At 41.8% G+C, this 17,039-nt stretch carries 13 protein-coding genes; 7 read left to right on the forward strand and 6 right to left on the reverse strand.

Going from position 1 to position 17,039, the window contains the following annotated elements; translation table 11 throughout:
- Positions 1-213: 213 nt before the first annotated feature.
- The 6 genes from IQ457_RS12545 to dnaA form a co-directional block, all read right to left on the reverse strand.
- Entirely contained in the window at positions 214-822 is a 609-nt protein-coding gene (locus IQ457_RS12545; protein ID WP_200663693.1) for a manganese efflux pump MntP, read from the reverse strand.
- 59 nt (positions 823-881) lie between these two features.
- A complete protein-coding gene (locus tag IQ457_RS12550; protein WP_200663695.1) occupies positions 882-2,363 on the reverse strand; it encodes a DUF6880 family protein in 1,482 nt (493 codons plus the stop codon).
- A 140-nt stretch (positions 2,364-2,503) separates the two neighbouring features.
- The gene (gene gyrB / locus IQ457_RS12555; protein ID WP_242465445.1) at positions 2,504-5,038 is read right to left on the reverse strand and encodes a DNA topoisomerase (ATP-hydrolyzing) subunit B; all 2,535 of its coding nucleotides are present in this window, start codon (positions 5,036-5,038) and stop codon (positions 2,504-2,506) included.
- Between the two features lie 658 nt (positions 5,039-5,696).
- A complete protein-coding gene (gene recF / locus IQ457_RS12560) occupies positions 5,697-6,956 on the reverse strand; it encodes a DNA replication/repair protein RecF (protein WP_200663697.1) in 1,260 nt (419 codons plus the stop codon).
- An 80-nt stretch (positions 6,957-7,036) separates the two neighbouring features.
- Entirely contained in the window at positions 7,037-8,212 is a 1,176-nt protein-coding gene (gene dnaN / locus IQ457_RS12565; RefSeq protein WP_200663699.1) for a DNA polymerase III subunit beta, read from the reverse strand.
- Between the two features lie 190 nt (positions 8,213-8,402).
- Positions 8,403-9,848 carry a chromosomal replication initiator protein DnaA gene (gene dnaA / locus IQ457_RS12570; RefSeq protein ID WP_200663701.1) on the reverse strand — a complete coding sequence of 482 codons (1,446 nt, stop codon included), beginning with the start codon at positions 9,846-9,848 and terminating at the stop codon, positions 8,403-8,405.
- 647 nt (positions 9,849-10,495) lie between these two features.
- On the opposite strand from dnaA, the gene rpmH reads away from it, so the two are divergent.
- The 7 genes from rpmH (at position 10,496) to ribD (ending at position 16,872) form a co-directional block, all read left to right on the forward strand.
- On the forward strand, positions 10,496-10,630 hold the full coding sequence (rpmH, locus tag IQ457_RS12575) for a 50S ribosomal protein L34 (RefSeq protein WP_007394757.1): 135 nt from the start codon (positions 10,496-10,498) through the stop codon (positions 10,628-10,630).
- A 205-nt stretch (positions 10,631-10,835) separates the two neighbouring features.
- The gene (gene rnpA / locus IQ457_RS12580; RefSeq protein WP_144297362.1) at positions 10,836-11,207 is read left to right on the forward strand and encodes a ribonuclease P protein component; all 372 of its coding nucleotides are present in this window, start codon (positions 10,836-10,838) and stop codon (positions 11,205-11,207) included.
- A gap of 1 nt (position 11,208) precedes the next feature.
- A complete protein-coding gene (gene yidD, locus IQ457_RS12585) occupies positions 11,209-11,583 on the forward strand; it encodes a membrane protein insertion efficiency factor YidD (RefSeq protein WP_200663703.1) in 375 nt (124 codons plus the stop codon).
- A 214-nt stretch (positions 11,584-11,797) separates the two neighbouring features.
- Positions 11,798-13,480, forward strand: coding sequence for a membrane protein insertase YidC (gene yidC, locus IQ457_RS12590; RefSeq protein WP_200663705.1), 1,683 nt, complete (start codon positions 11,798-11,800; stop codon positions 13,478-13,480).
- 214 nt (positions 13,481-13,694) lie between these two features.
- The gene (gene mnmE, locus IQ457_RS12595) at positions 13,695-15,140 is read left to right on the forward strand and encodes a tRNA uridine-5-carboxymethylaminomethyl(34) synthesis GTPase MnmE (protein WP_200663751.1); all 1,446 of its coding nucleotides are present in this window, start codon (positions 13,695-13,697) and stop codon (positions 15,138-15,140) included.
- Positions 15,141-15,248: 108 nt separating this feature from the next.
- Positions 15,249-15,707: a transcriptional regulator NrdR gene (gene nrdR, locus IQ457_RS12600; protein ID WP_068405041.1), complete on the forward strand. Its 459-nt coding sequence runs from the start codon at positions 15,249-15,251 to the stop codon at positions 15,705-15,707.
- Between the two features lie 109 nt (positions 15,708-15,816).
- The gene (ribD, locus tag IQ457_RS12605; protein WP_200663707.1) at positions 15,817-16,872 is read left to right on the forward strand and encodes a bifunctional diaminohydroxyphosphoribosylaminopyrimidine deaminase/5-amino-6-(5-phosphoribosylamino)uracil reductase RibD; all 1,056 of its coding nucleotides are present in this window, start codon (positions 15,817-15,819) and stop codon (positions 16,870-16,872) included.
- Positions 16,873-17,039 lie beyond the last annotated feature (167 nt).

A 17,039-nucleotide genomic window follows, 5' to 3' on the forward strand; every position in this document is an offset into this window, starting at 1 on the left:
TAAACCCACCATCAAAAACATGCCTCAGCAGGGACAGGTAGCCACATTGTAAATAGTATCACTGAGTTACAATGTGGCTTATCCCGAACTGGGGTTAATTAATAAAAAATGACTATCTAAAAAATATTTATTCAAAGTTTCACGTGAAACAAGAAAAACCGCTTTGTTTATCAAGGCGGTTTTTTTATAGAGTAAGAACTTGAGGTTAATAAACTAGCTAAAGAAAATCACTTTTAAGCCAATGAGTATAAGTACAAATCCGCCAAGCGCTTCCGCCTTATCCTCAAGATACGTACCTGATTTTTTACCCAAATAAACACCAAAAACGCTAAAAATAGCAGTAATAATAGCGATAATCAAACAGGCTAGCCACGCATTAAGCGCCAACAAATTCAGCGTAAAGCCAGCTGCCATGGCATCAATACTGGTCGCTATCGCAAGGGTAAACATGGTGCGATGATTGATATTTTTCTTTAGGCTGTCATTTATAGACACTGTCTCACTATTTATATGCAGCGCTTTATCTACCGCCTCTTCTCCATCTCCTAAAAACACTTCATAAAGCATTTTTCCGCCAAGACCGATAAGAATAAAGCCACCAATCCAAGGTGCAGCAGCAGCCAACCAGCCTAATAAAGCGGCGCCCAATAAATAACCAATCAGTGGCATCACGCCCTGCGCAATACCAAAATACAAACCTGCATAAATCGCCAAACGCAGCACATAATGACGATGCTGTTTTTGTGATTTCGCCCCTAGCCCAATCGCAACAGCAAACGCATCCATCGCAAGAGCAATGGCAAGTAATATAACTTCAATCATTTTATTCTTCGCTTATTTCTGCTTATTGTCATAAGTTTCACGTGAAACACTATATCAATCTAATCATTTACCTTTTCCCAAAAACTACGCTTTTTACCATGCTTGTCTTTAAGCATAATGACATATTCTTTATGGGACGCAAGTTCACTGTAAGGCTTAGACGATTTACTAATAACCGTATCAAGCCTGGTTAGACGATCGAAGTAGCGAGCGGCGTGACCATAAGCTTTGCTGCGAGAGCTGTCTAGAATATCGTTAAGTAAAGTGCGGTAAATAATAACTTGAAGTAAATCTGTCTTAGTTGGCAAATCTTTTAACATGCTTGTGAGATCTGTGTAATGCACATCAGCAAACTGGGAATGACGGGCAACTGCAACCTCATTAGCAAGCTCAATCTCTCCTATTTCTAGCAGTAGCGATGTGGCCATAAATACATTTTCTTGTTGTTCTGCCAGCTCATAAGCTCTTTGTCGCCACTTAGATTGCTGAGCAGGACTGGCCACAGCCATGATAGCTTTTAACCGCGAAGGGGTTGATTGTAGCTCAAACGCCTCGCCTAGCACCTCCATGAGCGCGTCGGTATCTTTTTGCATGTGATATATGTGACTCAGCCAATCCAAACGTCTGATCTTATCTAACAGACCATCGCTTTGCCACTCTTCATTTAAGTAGTGTAATGCCTTATCAAAAGCTCTTTGATTTAGCAGAAATGTTAGCAACTCTTCTAATCTTCGAGGATGAACCGGTCTAGTCTCTTGCATCTCAAAGAATATGGTTTCAAAAAAACCCACATCACCTAGCGCCCTTGTTAGGTTTTTTATGGCGATCTCAATTACCATTTTTTCATAGTTAATTGAAAAAGCATCATCAATTAAAGGGCTGTTTTGCCTTTCATTGAGCGTATCTTTAATTGCTTTTTTTGTTTGGATATTCTCACGCTCTTGTTGATAATCACCGATCAATCCACGTATCTCAGTCTCAGATAACAGTTGATCAATATTTTCTAATAAACTATCTTTGGTACCATAATCATTATCGTCAGCCAGCACTTTTACTTTCTTTATCCAAGCTTGACTGAGTATATCGCGCTCATCAACAGGTATGTCTCGCTTTTCTTGCTCATAGCAAGTGCTAGCCACTGCTAGCCAAAATGACGTCAAACTCCTATAAATATCACCGATATAACCGTTGGAATCATCAGCACGTTCTAGGCTAGCATTAGTAGACTCTATAAATAACTCAAGTAACGTCAAGCACTCTCGTGGTTGCGCAGGATAAAGGCTCATTATATCGCTGGCTAAGTGCTGAAGCTCAGTAGCAAATTCACTAGATTCCCAGTAATCTACAAACTTCCTTCGTCTTCTAAGTCCTTTTAGTGTAGTGGTTAACTTTTTTATAAGTTTAGGTTTATCTGATTGTAATAGCAGACGCTCAATTTTTTTATCGAGCATTTTATCTATACCATACACCTCAGAGACAAAATCAATTAAGGTCTTTTTTGATAGTTGTGACAAATACTTCTTTTGTTCTGCGTTTAGCATAGTATTCCCTTCACTACTTTATTGATAATATTTCACATGAAAAAAGCCACCTTGCGAGCAAGATGACTTTATACCAATAAACAATTATATTCAAACTTCAAAACTATAACTTCAAGGTCTATAAACTAAAAGCTTAAAAGCTAAATATCCAAATTAGACACGGTCAGCGCATTCTCTTCAATGAAAATACGACGTGGCTCGACATGGTCACCCATTAGGCAGGTAAACATATGGTCAGCGGCAATCGCATCTTCAATTGTCACGCGTAACATACGGCGGTTTTCAGGATCCATGGTGGTATCCCAAAGCTGATCAGCGTTCATCTCGCCCAGCCCTTTATAACGCTGAATCGCCAAACCACGACGCGCCTCAAGCATCATTTGTTGCCAGAGATAATCAAAATCGCGTACTGGGATATCTTTGGTCGTACCTGCGCTTGCTTCACGGCGGATAAAGGCATCTTCTGCAAGCAAGGTATTCCATTCAGCGGATAAGCGCAGCAGCTTGGTATACTCACCTGAATTGATAAAGCTGGCATCTAACAAATAATGATGCGCCAATTGATGCACATAAACAGTGATACGCGGTAACCATTGCGCTTTGGCAGATAAAGAATCACTGTCATCAGCAGATGTTTCACTTTCATCAAGTTCTACCACTGCGGTCATACCCAATAAATCAGCAGCGGCAGCATCCATATTTTTTGGTTGCGGCGCATGGATATTAACCAGTTCAATCTCAGGACTTAACTCACTACCGAACTGCTCAAGCTGCTCTTGTAACGACGCTCTCCATGCTTCCATCGCTGACTTATCATAGGTCATATCCGTGCTTAGCTTCGGCGTATGCGTTAATGCATCTAATAAAACGGCTGGATAACGAATCTGCAAACGCGCTTTGATAAGCTGGGTTTGGTTATAGTCATTGAGCAAGGTCTCAAGCGCTTGACCAGTAATAGCCGGCGCATCAGCACTGATATGCAACTTAGTATTATCGATTGTCGAGGATAATAAATACGCTTTTAAGGCTTCATCGTCTTTTAAATACAGCTCTTGACGACCTTTTTTTACTTTATAAAGTGGTGGCTGGGCGATATAAATATAACCGCGCTCAATCAATTCTGGCGTTTGGCGGAAGAAAAAGGTCAACAGCAGCGTACGAATATGCGAACCATCGACGTCCGCATCGGTCATGATGATGATTTTATGATAGCGTACTTTGTCCGGATTATATTCATCCGGGCCAATGCCGCAACCAAGCGCGGTAATCAAGTTACCAACTTCAGCAGAAGACAGCATTTTGTCAAAACGAGCACGCTCAACGTTAAGAATCTTACCTTTTAGTGGCAAAATTGCTTGGGTCTTACGGCTACGACCTTGCTTAGCTGAACCACCAGCAGAATCCCCTTCCACAATATAAAGCTCTGATAATGCCGGATCTTTTTCTTGGCAATCTGCCAATTTACCCGGTAAACCTGCGATATCTAGCGTGGTTTTACGGCGAGTCATCTCGCGAGCTTTACGCGCCGCATCACGCGCACGCGCCGCATCGATAATCTTATTGGCAATTGCTTTACCGGCACTTGGGTTTTCAAGCAAATAGTCGTTAAACTTATCATGCATGGCCGATTCAACGGCAGATTTCACTTCGCTCGACACCAGCTTATCTTTGGTCTGACTTGAGAATTTTGGATCGGGCACTTTTACCGAGACAATCGCTGTCAAACCTTCACGCGCATCATCACCCGTGGCGACGATTTTCTCTTTTTTGAATAAGTTTTCGCGATCCATATAGCTGTTAAGACCGCGCGTCAAAGCTGAGCGGAAGCCAGATAAATGCGTCCCACCATCACGCTGTGGGATATTATTGGTAAAACACAATACTTTTTCGTTATAGGTGTCCGTCCACTGTAGCGCCACTTCGACACTGATGCCATCGTCTTGCTCGCTGGTGAAATGAAAGACTTCATTGATACCGTCTTTGCCCGCATTGATGTAGCTGACAAATTCTGACAAGCCGCCCTTGTGCTCAAACTCATGACGTTTATCGATGCGCTCATCGGTTAGGACAATGCGCACGCCAGAGTTTAAGAATGATAGCTCACGTAAGCGTTTGGCTAAAATATCGTACTCAAAAATGGTACCAGTAAAGACATCGTTACTTGGATAAAAACGGATTTGCGTACCGGTTTTATCGGTCGCCTCCATCTGCTGAATATCGGCATCAGGAACGCCATCGGTATAGGTTTGATGATAATGATAGCCTTCGCGCCAAATATTCATCTCAAGCTTTTTAGACAAGGCGTTTACAACTGAAACACCGACGCCGTGTAGGCCGCCCGATACTTTATAGCTGTTGTCATCAAATTTACCGCCAGCATGCAGTACGGTCATAATAACCTGTGCTGCCGATACGCCCTCTTCTGGATGGATATCCACAGGGACGCCGCGACCGTTATCCATGACACTGACCGACTCGTCTTCATGGATAATGATATCAATTTGGTCGCAATGACCAGCCAGCGCCTCATCGATAGAGTTATCCACCACCTCAAAGACCATATGATGCAAGCCGGTACCATCATCGGTATCACCAATATACATACCCGGACGTACGCGCACCGCTTCTAGTCCGCGCAATACACGAATATCTTTGGAGCTATAATCAGAGGGCATTCCTTCAGGGGCTGCAGCAGGCGCAGTAATCTCTACAGCGCTGTCGCTCATCAATTGTTCGTGGTCGGTAGGTAATGAATCACTCATGTGTATTCCTTAATCTAGCCATTATCAGCTATATGTCATCTGCTCACCACAATGGCAACGCTCGACGACGTTATCTTAAATTTAACGTTTCATGGTCAAAATATGTAGTTATAGAGTTAGCAAAAGTTTTATCAGAAGTCGCCTAAAAGAAGATAAAACAGTAATAAAAAAGTGGACTTAAATACAGCCAATTTCTCAAAGACTGTTTTTAATATACGCTGTCATTTCTTTTACGTTTCATTAAAACAGCTTAGAAATAAGCATATATCTATCAAGCACTTAGAAGCTGAATATTATCAAAAAACCCTTAAACAATACTGATAAAAATTTATAAGATAACTTGCTGAGAACAGGGCAAAAATAAAGCTCTATTTTAACATTTTTCTGGCGCTAAGTCACTGTTTACTGACAGTTTTCTCGGTATCAAGCAAGTATTTTAGCAAGATCACTTTTCTACTACACCCACAAGCATAACAATGAAATTTTTCGGAAGATATGAAGTGTGGTTGATAAAAATGAAGCCCAAACTTAGCTGATATTCACCATCAAAACCAGTTTATAAAAGCGTTTTCTATAAACGTATTAGGCTTCCTTGTTTCACGTGAAACACGTTAGGTTCTGACCAATACTCATGCACCAACGGTAAGATATCTTCGGTTAAGCTGGTCATAAATACCTGACATGGCAGCTGCGCCAATGTCGACAACAGAATCTCTATCGCCCTAGCATCAAGTTCAGCGGTAATATCGTCTAGTAGCACTATTGGCGTGGCTCGCGCTTTGTTATGGTCATTTGGCAAAATAACACTGCTATTGTCTTGCTCTATGGTATAGGTAGAAGTGTTTTCATTAAGCAATAACGGTAATTGTGATAAGCGTAGAGCGGTAATTAACAGTTTTTTCTCGCCGCGAGAGAGAACGTTAGCGGCCTGTTCTTTTATAGTCGGTAGTTTGGCCGCAGTGTCTGCTTTTTCTATAGTTGTCGGTGCTGCGATTACACTACTGTCTGCCTCGTTGTTAGCAAGCTCTGATAAATCACTAGAGCGCCAATGCACATGAATATCGGCGCGGTGATTACCTATCCGCGTATAACCTAGCTGCAAATCCTGCTCCAAACGCTCGTTAAGCTGGATATCTAGCGGGATATTGGTGTCGTAGCCAGCGTTATAGCTTAAACTTAGTTGCTCAGCGTAGGTAGGCAATAACTGCGTGATACTCTTCGCAAAGTAAGGCTGCCAATCGCTAAAGACTCGCTCACGATAATGATGAATAAGAGCCGCATGACTAGCAAGCCCTTTGTCCCATGATTTTAACTCAGCAAGCTGCACTGGCGTTAAGTGACGGCTCTTTTTTAGCAAACTATTGCGCTGTTTTAGCAAACGCTGATAAGCGACCCATTGCGGATGAAAACCCTGTTTCATGTGAAACACTAGCCAATCTAATAGCTGCCGGCGACTGGCACTGCCCTGCTCTAACATATCCATCGATGACGGATCTATCAGTAATGTGGGTAGTTGCTCGGTTAAGATGCTTTGGTTATAAACCGTGGTTTGATTCAGCCGTAGAACCGTCGTTGCATCCGCTTGCTTTTGAATAGCTAAGGTACTGCCATCATTGAGCTTAGCGTGTACCGTTGCCGCATTTTGATGGTGCTGAATATAGCGTTTAGGCTGATGATGGCGGAAGCTTTTACCTCTTGAAAGCAAGAATATCGCTTCAAGTAATGAGGTTTTGCCACTGCCATTTGCACCGATAATAACGTTGCAAGCAGCAGTGCTTAAACTGATCTGGGTCAGATTACGCAGGTGTGAAATTTGTAGACGTTCAATCATAAGGGTGACAGCCGCCTATATTACGCCCACTATTTAGTAAGCAAAAGTTTATTACTGTTATTTTTCATAAGGTCACCAAGTTATATACGCATAGGCATAATAACATACTGATGAAAGTCATCATTGAGCTGATTGACCAATACCGAGGCATTGGATTGGCTCATATGCATTTGCAAATCACCTTGAATCACGCCCAAAACGTCTTGTAGATACGCCGCATTAAATGACAACTCCATCGGCTCGCCTTGGTACTTTGCTTGTATCATCTCGACTGCCTCGTCTTGCTCAGCATTATTAGCACGAACTTCTACCATGCCATCACTGGCAAAATTAAACACCACACCGCGAGATTTCTCATTACTTAAAATTGCCACACGGCGCAGCACATCAGTCATTTTTTCTTGGTTAAATAGTGCCAATTTATCGGTATTACTTGGCATGACACGGCGATAATCAGGGAATTTACCATCGATAAGACGCGCGGTAAAGGTCACCATTAAATCATCACTCACCTGCCCTGTACTATCCACATCACCAAAGGGTAAGCTTACTTGTAAGAATTCACGGCCAAAACTCAATGTCACAGCGTTATCTTTGTCGCCCAGCATCTTGCCAAGCTCAGAAGCCAAACGCTCAAGCTCAATCACCGCTTTACGCGGCAAAATCGCTTGCATACTTAAGTCGCTACTGACATCAATAACACTACGCGCTAACGCCAATCTATGGCCGTCAGTCGCAACCGTAGTCAGTTGCTGCTGTGACACATCAAATAGCATACCAGTCAAATAGTAACGAACATCTTGGATAGCCATTGCGAACTGGGTTTTATGAATCAAATCGGTCAAACGACTACGACTGATAGTCAAAGGTGTGATATTTTCAGGATTACCAAGACTTGGGTAATCTTCACTTGGTAATGTACCTAAAGTAAAACGACTTTTACCACTGGTCAGCAGGCAGCGCTCATTTTCTTGAGTGGACAGATTAACTTGCGCTTGCGTGGGCAATGATTTACAGATGTCTCTGAGCTTTGTGGCAGGTAATGTAGTGGTACCTGCTTCGATACAGGCACCAGCAGGCAATTTTAATGTCGATGTCAGCTCTACTTCTAAATCAGAGGCAGTTAAAATAAGCGCCGCCTCAGACAATTGCAGCTTAATATTGCCCAAGATAACCATGTTGTGGCGCTTATCGGCGGCCTTGGCAATCAAGTTAATGGCTTTTAGTAACGACTCTCGATTAATCGATAATTGCATGCTTAGTTACTCTTGTTTATTAGTTACTCTTATTAAAAGAATTTTTATACGTTTTTAAATCATAGGGTTTTAAAATAATGGCTTAATAATACCTTGTCTACTGATGATAATCCATACAGCGTCTGTCCGCTAATCATTAAAATATTATAAATCATATCGACTCGTGACAACATTATGACGCCATAAGCTTCTAACCCGCTTGCAACATCAAGGCAAGCGTTTTGTAATCCTTATCAAACGCGGGGTCAGCGGCGCGTAGCTCATTGACCTTATCACAAGCATGCATCACTGTCGTGTGGTCGCGTCCACCAAATGACTGACCAATCTCAGGAAAGCTATCACTGGTTAATTCGCGTGATAACGCCATCGCTATTTGTCGTGGTCTAGCAATGCTGCGCGTACGTTTACGACCCATGATATCTTTTACGCTTACATCGTAGTATTCGGCGACCACTTTACGAATATTATCCATATTTACCGCTTGCACACGCATCGCAACGATATCTTTTAGGGCGTATTGCACCATCTCAAGTGTAATGGGCGCTCCCGTCAAGTTGGCATTGGCAAACACTTGGTTTAGTGCACCTTCTAATCGCCTGACATTAGAAACCACGTTTTGAGCGATGAATAGGGCACACTCTTTAGGCAGGCTCATGCCGTACGATGCCGCCTTTCTTTGTAAAATTTGTACTCGAGTGTCAATCTCAGGTGGATCTACTGCAACCGTCAAACCCCAAGAAAAGCGCGACCTGAAACGCTCGTCAAACTCCGTCATTTGTGATGGATGACGATCTGATGCCAGAATCAGTTGCTTATCACCGCTGGTAAAATCTGCAAATAAGGTTAAAAACTCATTACTACTTTTTGTTTTACCAGCTAATACATGAATATCATCTACAATTAATAAATCTACTTTTTTTATTTTCTTTTTAAAATCTTCTATTTTATTATTTCTTAATGAATAAACTAATTGATTAATAAATTTTTCAGATGTGAAATAATAAAAACTTAGATTATTTTTTAAATAGCGATGCGCTACAGAATGCATTAAATGCGTTTTTCCCAAACCAGAAGGTCCGTATATAAATAAAGGATTGTGACGATTTTTTGATTGGCGTTTTCCAAGCTCGTAACAGGCCTTATAAGCTAAGTTATTAGACTTACCAGTGACAAAGGTTTCAAAGGTGAAGTCAGGATTCAGATAGCTTAATGATTTGGCATCGGCAGACTCAATCAGTTCTGCATGACGCATATTGGCATCGATATCCGCTCTAGCAATATCATTATGCGTGCTTTGAAAGTTGTAATCAGCAGGGGGAGGGGAGGGCTGGTCTTCTTCAAACAATGAGCCTGACTGGGCCAGATTACTATCAACCATCTCACGGCCAGCATTATCAACACGTACAATAACGGCTTCAATACTACCTTGGCTATGTTTAGCAACCAACTGCTCGATGTCGTGTAAATGATTCTTTTTGATATAGGTTACAAAGTAATCATTAGGAGCAAGAATAATCAAGCTATTGGCTTCTTGATGTGCAGATAACGGTCTCAACCACATCGTAAAGACATTATCTTTAACATGATAACGTAAGTCGTTTAGGCATTTATCCCAAATAGTTGCTGTATCAATCATGAAAAATACTAACCCCATAGTCCAAGGTAATCGGTCAAAAGAACGTCATTTTTATAGTGTAAATTTATCAGCTTTAAGCCCCAGAAAGCCTCTTTTCTTAACAAAGATATCTTATGGTCACATAACTCAAAATCATACATCTCGTAGGGCGCCAATCTAACACAAACAGCCTGTGGATAATACCTTGTTTTTTGTGGATAAGACTGTGGATATTTTTGTGGATAAGTATATATCATGAGTTATCCATATTCCACCCACAGGTTATCCACAACCTTACCCATAGCCTATTATTTTGATAATAAAGTAAAAAATCGAGTTAACCACAGATAATATGACCCCCAATAACAACAATACTTATATATATTAATAGTTAATTATTATAGAGTACGATACAAACTGTGGATAAGTTTTAAAAATTGATTATCAAAATAGCTTTTCTAAAAGATAATTTGGGTCTACTGATATGAGTTTATTTAACTAAATCTCTTAGCTGTAAATATCTCATTACCGATAAATATAAGAAAACTTACTCTGTTGTAAAATCATCTGTATGAAAACGGAGCAAATTAGTTCGTTGACCAAAATACTATGCAGTGGTATAATCCTCCGCTATTACGAATTTAGTCCATTATTTTGATAGGTGAGTTATGAAACGTACATTCCAACCAAGCGTGATCAAGCGTAAACGTACTCACGGTTTCCGTGCACGTATGGCAACCAAAAAAGGCCGCCAAGTCTTAGCTCGTCGCCGCGCTAAAGGACGTCATCGCCTTACTGTATAATTAATCAGTAGATTGCGATAAGCATGGCCGATAGTGCTTGTTGTGTTTCTATTATTTTATAGATTGCGATCGTCAAGCATCACAACTGTCACTCAGCCATATATTAAAAGCGCCCACATAGGCGCTTTTTTTGTCTCTATACTTTGTTATTCTTTCTACGCTATTATCTCTGCTAGTGTTACTAGCTCTTATATTAGGTTGTATTATGTCCAATACCGTTTCAGCGCCCCCTAATGCTCGATTTACCAAAGCACAGCGTCTACTCACGCCTTCGTCCTTTCGCGAGGTATTTGACGCGCCTGAGCGTAAGCTGCATCAGAGTCATTTAATGGCGTTTGTACGTAGCAATCATTGTGAACAGCCTCGAGTCGGTATGGCCATTACCAAACGTAAAGTACCGACGGCTGTCACACGAAATTTAATCAAACGCCATGTTCGTGAACAATTTCGTATAAAGGCAAGTCACTTAGAAAACAAAGATATTGTATTTATTGTCAAAAAGTCTATGAAGCAATTGAATAATAAAGAAATAATAAATGAAATTAATAATATCTTTAAAAAAATAGAAAAAAAATAAAATGAATTTTTTATTAAAAGTAGTAAATAATTTTTTATATAAGTTGTTTTATTATTTTATCGTTTTTTATCAAAAAGTAATCAGTCCTATTTTACCTGCGCGCTGTCGTTATTATCCAACTTGCTCAAATTACGGTAAACAAGCTTTAGCATGGCATGGCGTTTGGTTAGGTAGTTGGCTATTATTAAAACGTATTAGTAGCTGTCATCCGTTAGGCGGACATGGCATTGATTTTGTGCCACTACCTTTGTCTTCTTATCATTATCAATATATATCGCCTACGACACCAGTTCATGGTAAAGCTCAAAGCTGGTATGTTTATAAAGATACTAAGAGCTATGTGGCTCGCCTAAATCATCTAATGAAGTCGATATAAACTTTATTATCGACTGAGAAGTTGTGGATATCTTTTAAGTTACCCACAAGTTATCCGCACGCTTGTATCATTTAGAGCGGTTTTTTAGTAAAATGATGAACATTTTATGTGATTGACTGCTGGTATGACTGCTAGGAAAGGGTTTGATACTGTGTGGTGGTCATGACACATGCCTGATTTTTCATTCCCTAATTTTTTAATCTAGGAAAGGTTTATGCAAAAGATATTTCGGGTGATGATCATCATTGCGATGCTAATCACCGCTTATCTGCTGATTTTAGCATGGCGAGATGATTATGCCGATGCACCAGCTGTAGACGCGGTACCAGAAACGTCAACATCGGTAGGGGCTGATATTCCTGCTACCACTGGCGCAGCAGGTGATATTCCAGCACAAACGCTACCAGTTGATGCGGGCGCTGTTGCGGAGGCACCTGCGACCAATACGGGTCTCATCACGGTCACAACCGATCGCTATGACATTAAAATCAATCCAGAAGGCGGGGATATCGTTTATGCGGCATTAAAGCAATATGATGCCACGCTCAATAGCGAAAAACCTTTTGTGTTGTTAGAAAATAATAGCGGTCGCGTTTACGTGGCACAATCTGGTCTTATCGGTCCAAACGGTATTGATACCGCCGAAGGTCGCGCCAAATATAGCCACGCTGCCAATAATTATGTGATGGAGAAAGGTCAGCAAACCTTATCAGTACCGCTTACCTATCAAAAAGATGGTGTAACGGTTACTAAGACCTTTACTTTTACCCAAGATAAATATCCGATTGATATCAGCTATCAAATCCAAAATGCTTCTGCCAATGCTTGGCAAGGTCAGATGTTTGCGCAGTTAAAGCGTGACGATAGTAAAGACCCTGGTATGTCTGATAAAGGCGCGCTAAGCATGGCGACGTATTTGGGCGGCGCTTGGGGCACACCTGAGGACCCTTATAATAAATTAAAATTCGGTAAATTTAACGATGGTGAGTTGACCACGACCAGTGATGAAGGTTGGGTTGGCATCGTTCAGCATTACTTTGTTTCTGCTTGGACGCCTGAAAACTTTACGGGTAAGTTCTTTAGCCGTGAAACGGGTAATGATTACTTTATTGGTTTTAACAGCCAGCCTGTTAATGTGGCACCGAACAAGCAAATTACCTTAAATGCAACTCTCTATGCTGGTCCAAAAGTACAGTCTGAGCTAAAAGAGGTGGCAGTAGGTCTGAATCAAACCGTCGATTATGGCTTACTTTGGCCAATATCAAAAATATTATTTGCGATTTTGGATGGTATTCATAAAGTCATCGGTAACTGGGGCTGGTCAATTATTCTGTTGACGCTGCTGGTTAAAATCGCCCTGATGTGGGTTTCTAATAAAAGCTACTACTCAATGGCGAAGATGCGTGCTATCGCCCCAAGACTGGCTGCATTAAAAGAAGAGCACGGCGACGATCGTATGAAAATGTCGCAAGAAATGATGGCAATTTATAAAGAAGAGAAAGTCAATCCGATGGCGGGTTGTTTACCTATCTTAATGCAAATGCCTATTTTCTTAGCACTGTACTGGGTATTGGTTGAAAGTGTTGAGCTGCGTCATGCGCCTTGGATACTGTGGATTCAAGATTTATCAGCGATGGATCCATGGTTCATTTTACCGCTCTTAATGGGTGCGTCGATGTTTATCCAGCAGCAACTAAATCCGCAGCCAGCTGATCCAATGCAAGCGAAAGTGATGAAGTTTTTACCGATTATTTTCACCGCATTCATGCTGTTCTTCCCAGCAGGTTTGGTACTATACTGGACGGTGAACAACTTATTTAGCATGACCCAGCAGTACATCATCAACCGTAAAGTTGAAGAAGAACAGAAACGTCGTACCGTGAAAGTTCTGGATTAAATAAAGTTCAAGTCTAAAAAACCATCGCTACGGCGGTGGTTTTTTTATGTATCAAAGAGAATGCTTTTCTTGTGTTAATAAACAAGGAAAATAGCTATATAACCATACTTTAGGATTTTAATAATCTACTCGTTGAAGTTTGCTTTGTCAGTGCCTGCTAAGCCGTCTATAATGGGGTTTTTGCTTATTGAGAGTGATTGTGGATTCTTTAGAGATGGCACTAGCCGCCGATAATTTGGATGAGTCACCTAAAAATTCTAACGTATCTGGACTTCCGACCATTGCGGCGATTGCTACACCGGTCGGGCGTGGTGGCGTCGGAGTTATTCGTCTGTCAGGCGCGCGTGCTTACGATATTGCTTGTCAGCTTACTAGTAAGTCGACTTTCACGCCGCGTATGGCCAGTTTTTGCCGTTTCTATCAGGCTGATGGCACGACCATTGATGAAGGTTTGGTGCTGTACTTTAAAGGTCCGCACTCGTTTACTGGCGAAGATGTGATTGAGCTGCAAGGTCATGGTGGCATGATTTTACAAAATCAGCTGCTAGCGCGGGTGTTTGAATTGGGCGCAAAACAAGCGGGCGCAGGGGAATTCTCTTACCGCGCTTTTGATAATGATAAATTGGATTTGGTGCAAGCAGAAGCCATCGCTGATGCGATTGATGCCACCAGCGCCGCTGCTGCCAGTAGTGCAATTCGCTCGCTTAGCGGTGAGTTTTCCCAAAAAATTAATCAGTTACTTGAGCAATTGATTCATCTGCGCTTGCACGTCGAAGCGGCGATTGATTTCCCTGATGAAGAAGACGTTGATTTCTTATCTGATGGGGTTATTCAAGATAAGCTTGAACAAACACAATCCAAAATACAGCAAGTGCTAGCGACCGCCAAGCAAGGTCAGCTATTACGTGACGGTATTCATGTGGTGCTTGCTGGCAGACCAAATGCGGGTAAATCAAGCTTGCTGAATCGTTTGGCAGGGCAAGAGCGTGCTATCGTGACCGATGTCGCTGGGACAACGCGCGATACCTTACAAGAGACCGTCGTGCTTAACGGCTTAACCTTGCATCTAACCGATACCGCAGGTCTGCGCGAGACTGAAGATACGGTCGAGCGTATCGGTATTGAGCGTGCGCGTACGGCAATTACGCAGGCTGATATGCTTCTGATGGTCTATGATGTGACTCGTGACCTTGCAAGTGACACCACACCATTACAGCTGGCTGAGCAGCTATTTGGCGAGTTACCAGAAGCCAAGCGCTTACTAATTATTGCCAATAAAAGCGATTTATTGAACGATAACAGCAGTGAAGAAAGAATCGCTACTTCACAAGCAGAAATAAAAAATCGTGGCTATGAGCAGGTGAATGTTTCATGTGAAACAGATGCAGGAATTGATGATTTGGTCGAAACCTTATGTGCTAAAGTAGGCTTTCATCCGCCAGAAAATAGCTTAATCGCCCGTACACGACATATTGATGCGCTAAGACGTACCGCTGATTCCTTAGCAGAGGCACATGAGCAGCTGACAGTGTTTAAAGCAGGTGAGTTGGTGGCAGAAAGCCTACGCCAAGCGCAGCAAAGTTTGGGAGAAATTACTGGTGAATTTAGCGCTGACGATTTATTAGGAAAAATTTTTGGTAGCTTTTGTATTGGCAAATAACGAGTAAAAGTCTGCTTCTTTATCTGCATAGTAAAATTATCATTTTTTAGAAAATTTAGTTTTATCAATAATTATATTCGCCCTCACTATTAACCTAAGGAAAAGCGTATGCATTGCCCATATTGTAATGCGTCAGATACCAAAGTTATCGACTCACGGCTAGCAGCTGATGGCGCGCAAGTACGCCGCCGCCGTTCATGTAATAGCTGTCAGGAACGCTTTACGACCTTTGAAGTGGTAGAAGTGGTAATGCCGCGTATTATCAAATCAAGTGGCAAAATCGAACCTTACGATAATGACAAATTGCGCCGCTCGATTTTATTACCGCTACAAAAACGTCCGATTACCATCGATGAGCAAGAAGCGATGATTAGTCGTATCGAGAAGCGCGTACGCCAAATGGGCGAGCGCGAGGTGAGCAGTAAGGTCTTGGGTGAGATTATTATGAGTGAGCTTAAAACGCTCGATGATGTCGCTTATGTGCGTTTTGCCAGTGTTTATCGTGATTTTCAAGATATCGACGCCTTTCATCAAGAAATTGCCAATATCCGTCCTAATGAAAAATAAGCATCACTCATGCTAAGTATTTAGCCTGCTTTCAAGTTTATATTGCTTACTCACTCTACTCTATAAAATCTTTAATAATAATTATCAGTTGTTGATTAAGTCCACCTTTATGTCAAACTCAAAACACTCTCAAGACGCCAAAGATCGCTATTTTATGATGCTTGCCATTGAGCAGGCCAAGCGTGGTTTGTATACGACGCGTCCCAATCCCGCTGTCGGCTGTGTGATTGTGCAAGCGGATAAAGTGGTTGGCCAAGGCTTTCATCCAAAAGCAGGGCAGCCGCATGCTGAGGTTTTCGCCTTAAAAGATGCTGGCATGCAAGCGATGGGCGCGACCGCTTATGTGACATTAGAGCCTTGTAGTCATACCGGACGTACACCGCCTTGTGCCCTAGGTCTTATTGAGGCTGGCATAAAACGTGTTGTCATTGCCGGTCTCGATCCCAATCCACAGGTAGCTGGTCGCGGTGTGAAACTTTTAGAACAAGCAGGCATTGCTGTTACCGTCGGCGTGCTGACAGCGCAAGCAGAAGCTTTAAATAAGGGCTTTTTAAAGGCGATGCGTAGCCAAATGCCTTATGTTAGGCTTAAAATTGCCACCAGTCTTGACGGTCGTACGGCGATGGCGTCTGGAGAGTCGAAGTGGATTACCGGCACGGCGGCGCGCGAAGATGTACAGAAACTGCGTGCGCAAAGTGGCGTTATTATCACAGGCAGTGAAACGGTCATCGTTGATAATCCGCAATTAAACGTGCGCTCTAATCAACTAGGTATTAATCCTGAACAAGTACCACAACCTAAAATAGTGATACTCGATAGACGAGGGCGATTAGAACACGATTTACAGTCTGACTATCAGCTATGCCAGAGTCCAGAAACTCTTTATTGGCATGAAGAAAACTTAATTGAGTTATTAAAGAACTTAGTGAGTGACCATCACTGTTATGACGTCTTAGTAGAGGCGGGCGCAAGCGTTGCAGGAAGCTTTTTACAACTGCAACTGGTAGATGAGCTCATTGTTTATCAAGCACCTTGCTTATTAGGCACACAAGCACGGCCTATGGTCGCTATCAATCCATTAGCGTTAGCGCAGCAGCTACGTTTTGATATCCATAGTCATGAGCAGCTTGGTACTGATCTTAAGCTTACCTTATTACCTGTATAGTCGGCGTTATAAAAGCCTTGTCTTTCAATATTTTACCCACAAGATTAAACTTACATACAATGTATGTGGATAAGTGGAATAGTTTTATAAAGGTTTCACATGAAACTGTGTATAACTTTGTTTCACATGAAACTTACTAGTAATTGTTAATAATGTTTTAAAGTTAT

Source organism: Psychrobacter sp. M9-54-1 (genome assembly GCF_016613355.1).
Taxonomy (GTDB): domain Bacteria; phylum Pseudomonadota; class Gammaproteobacteria; order Pseudomonadales; family Moraxellaceae; genus Psychrobacter; species Psychrobacter faecalis.

Bases quoted from the DNA above. Each gene is read 5' to 3' on its own strand.
- dnaN (WP_200663699.1), bottom strand. From the start codon at position 8,212: ATGCAATTATCGATTAATCGAGAGTCGTTACTAAAAGCCATTAACTTG.
- dnaA (WP_200663701.1), bottom strand. From the start codon at position 9,848: ATGATTGATACAGCAACTATTTGGGATAAATGCCTAAACGACTTACGT.
- IQ457_RS12545 (WP_200663693.1), bottom strand. From the start codon at position 822: ATGATTGAAGTTATATTACTTGCCATTGCTCTTGCGATGGATGCGTTT.
- rnpA (WP_144297362.1), top strand. From the start codon at position 10,836: ATGTCCAATACCGTTTCAGCGCCCCCTAATGCTCGATTTACCAAAGCA.
- yidC (WP_200663705.1), top strand. From the start codon at position 11,798: ATGCAAAAGATATTTCGGGTGATGATCATCATTGCGATGCTAATCACC.
- recF (WP_200663697.1), bottom strand. From the start codon at position 6,956: ATGATTGAACGTCTACAAATTTCACACCTGCGTAATCTGACCCAGATC.
- ribD (WP_200663707.1), top strand. From the start codon at position 15,817: ATGTCAAACTCAAAACACTCTCAAGACGCCAAAGATCGCTATTTTATG.
- nrdR (WP_068405041.1), top strand. From the start codon at position 15,249: ATGCATTGCCCATATTGTAATGCGTCAGATACCAAAGTTATCGACTCA.
- yidD (WP_200663703.1), top strand. From the start codon at position 11,209: ATGAATTTTTTATTAAAAGTAGTAAATAATTTTTTATATAAGTTGTTT.
- IQ457_RS12550 (WP_200663695.1), bottom strand. From the start codon at position 2,363: ATGCTAAACGCAGAACAAAAGAAGTATTTGTCACAACTATCAAAAAAG.
- mnmE (WP_200663751.1), top strand. From the start codon at position 13,695: ATGGCACTAGCCGCCGATAATTTGGATGAGTCACCTAAAAATTCTAAC.
- gyrB (WP_242465445.1), bottom strand. From the start codon at position 5,038: ATGCCCTCTGATTATAGCTCCAAAGATATTCGTGTATTGCGCGGACTA.
- rpmH (WP_007394757.1), top strand. From the start codon at position 10,496: ATGAAACGTACATTCCAACCAAGCGTGATCAAGCGTAAACGTACTCAC.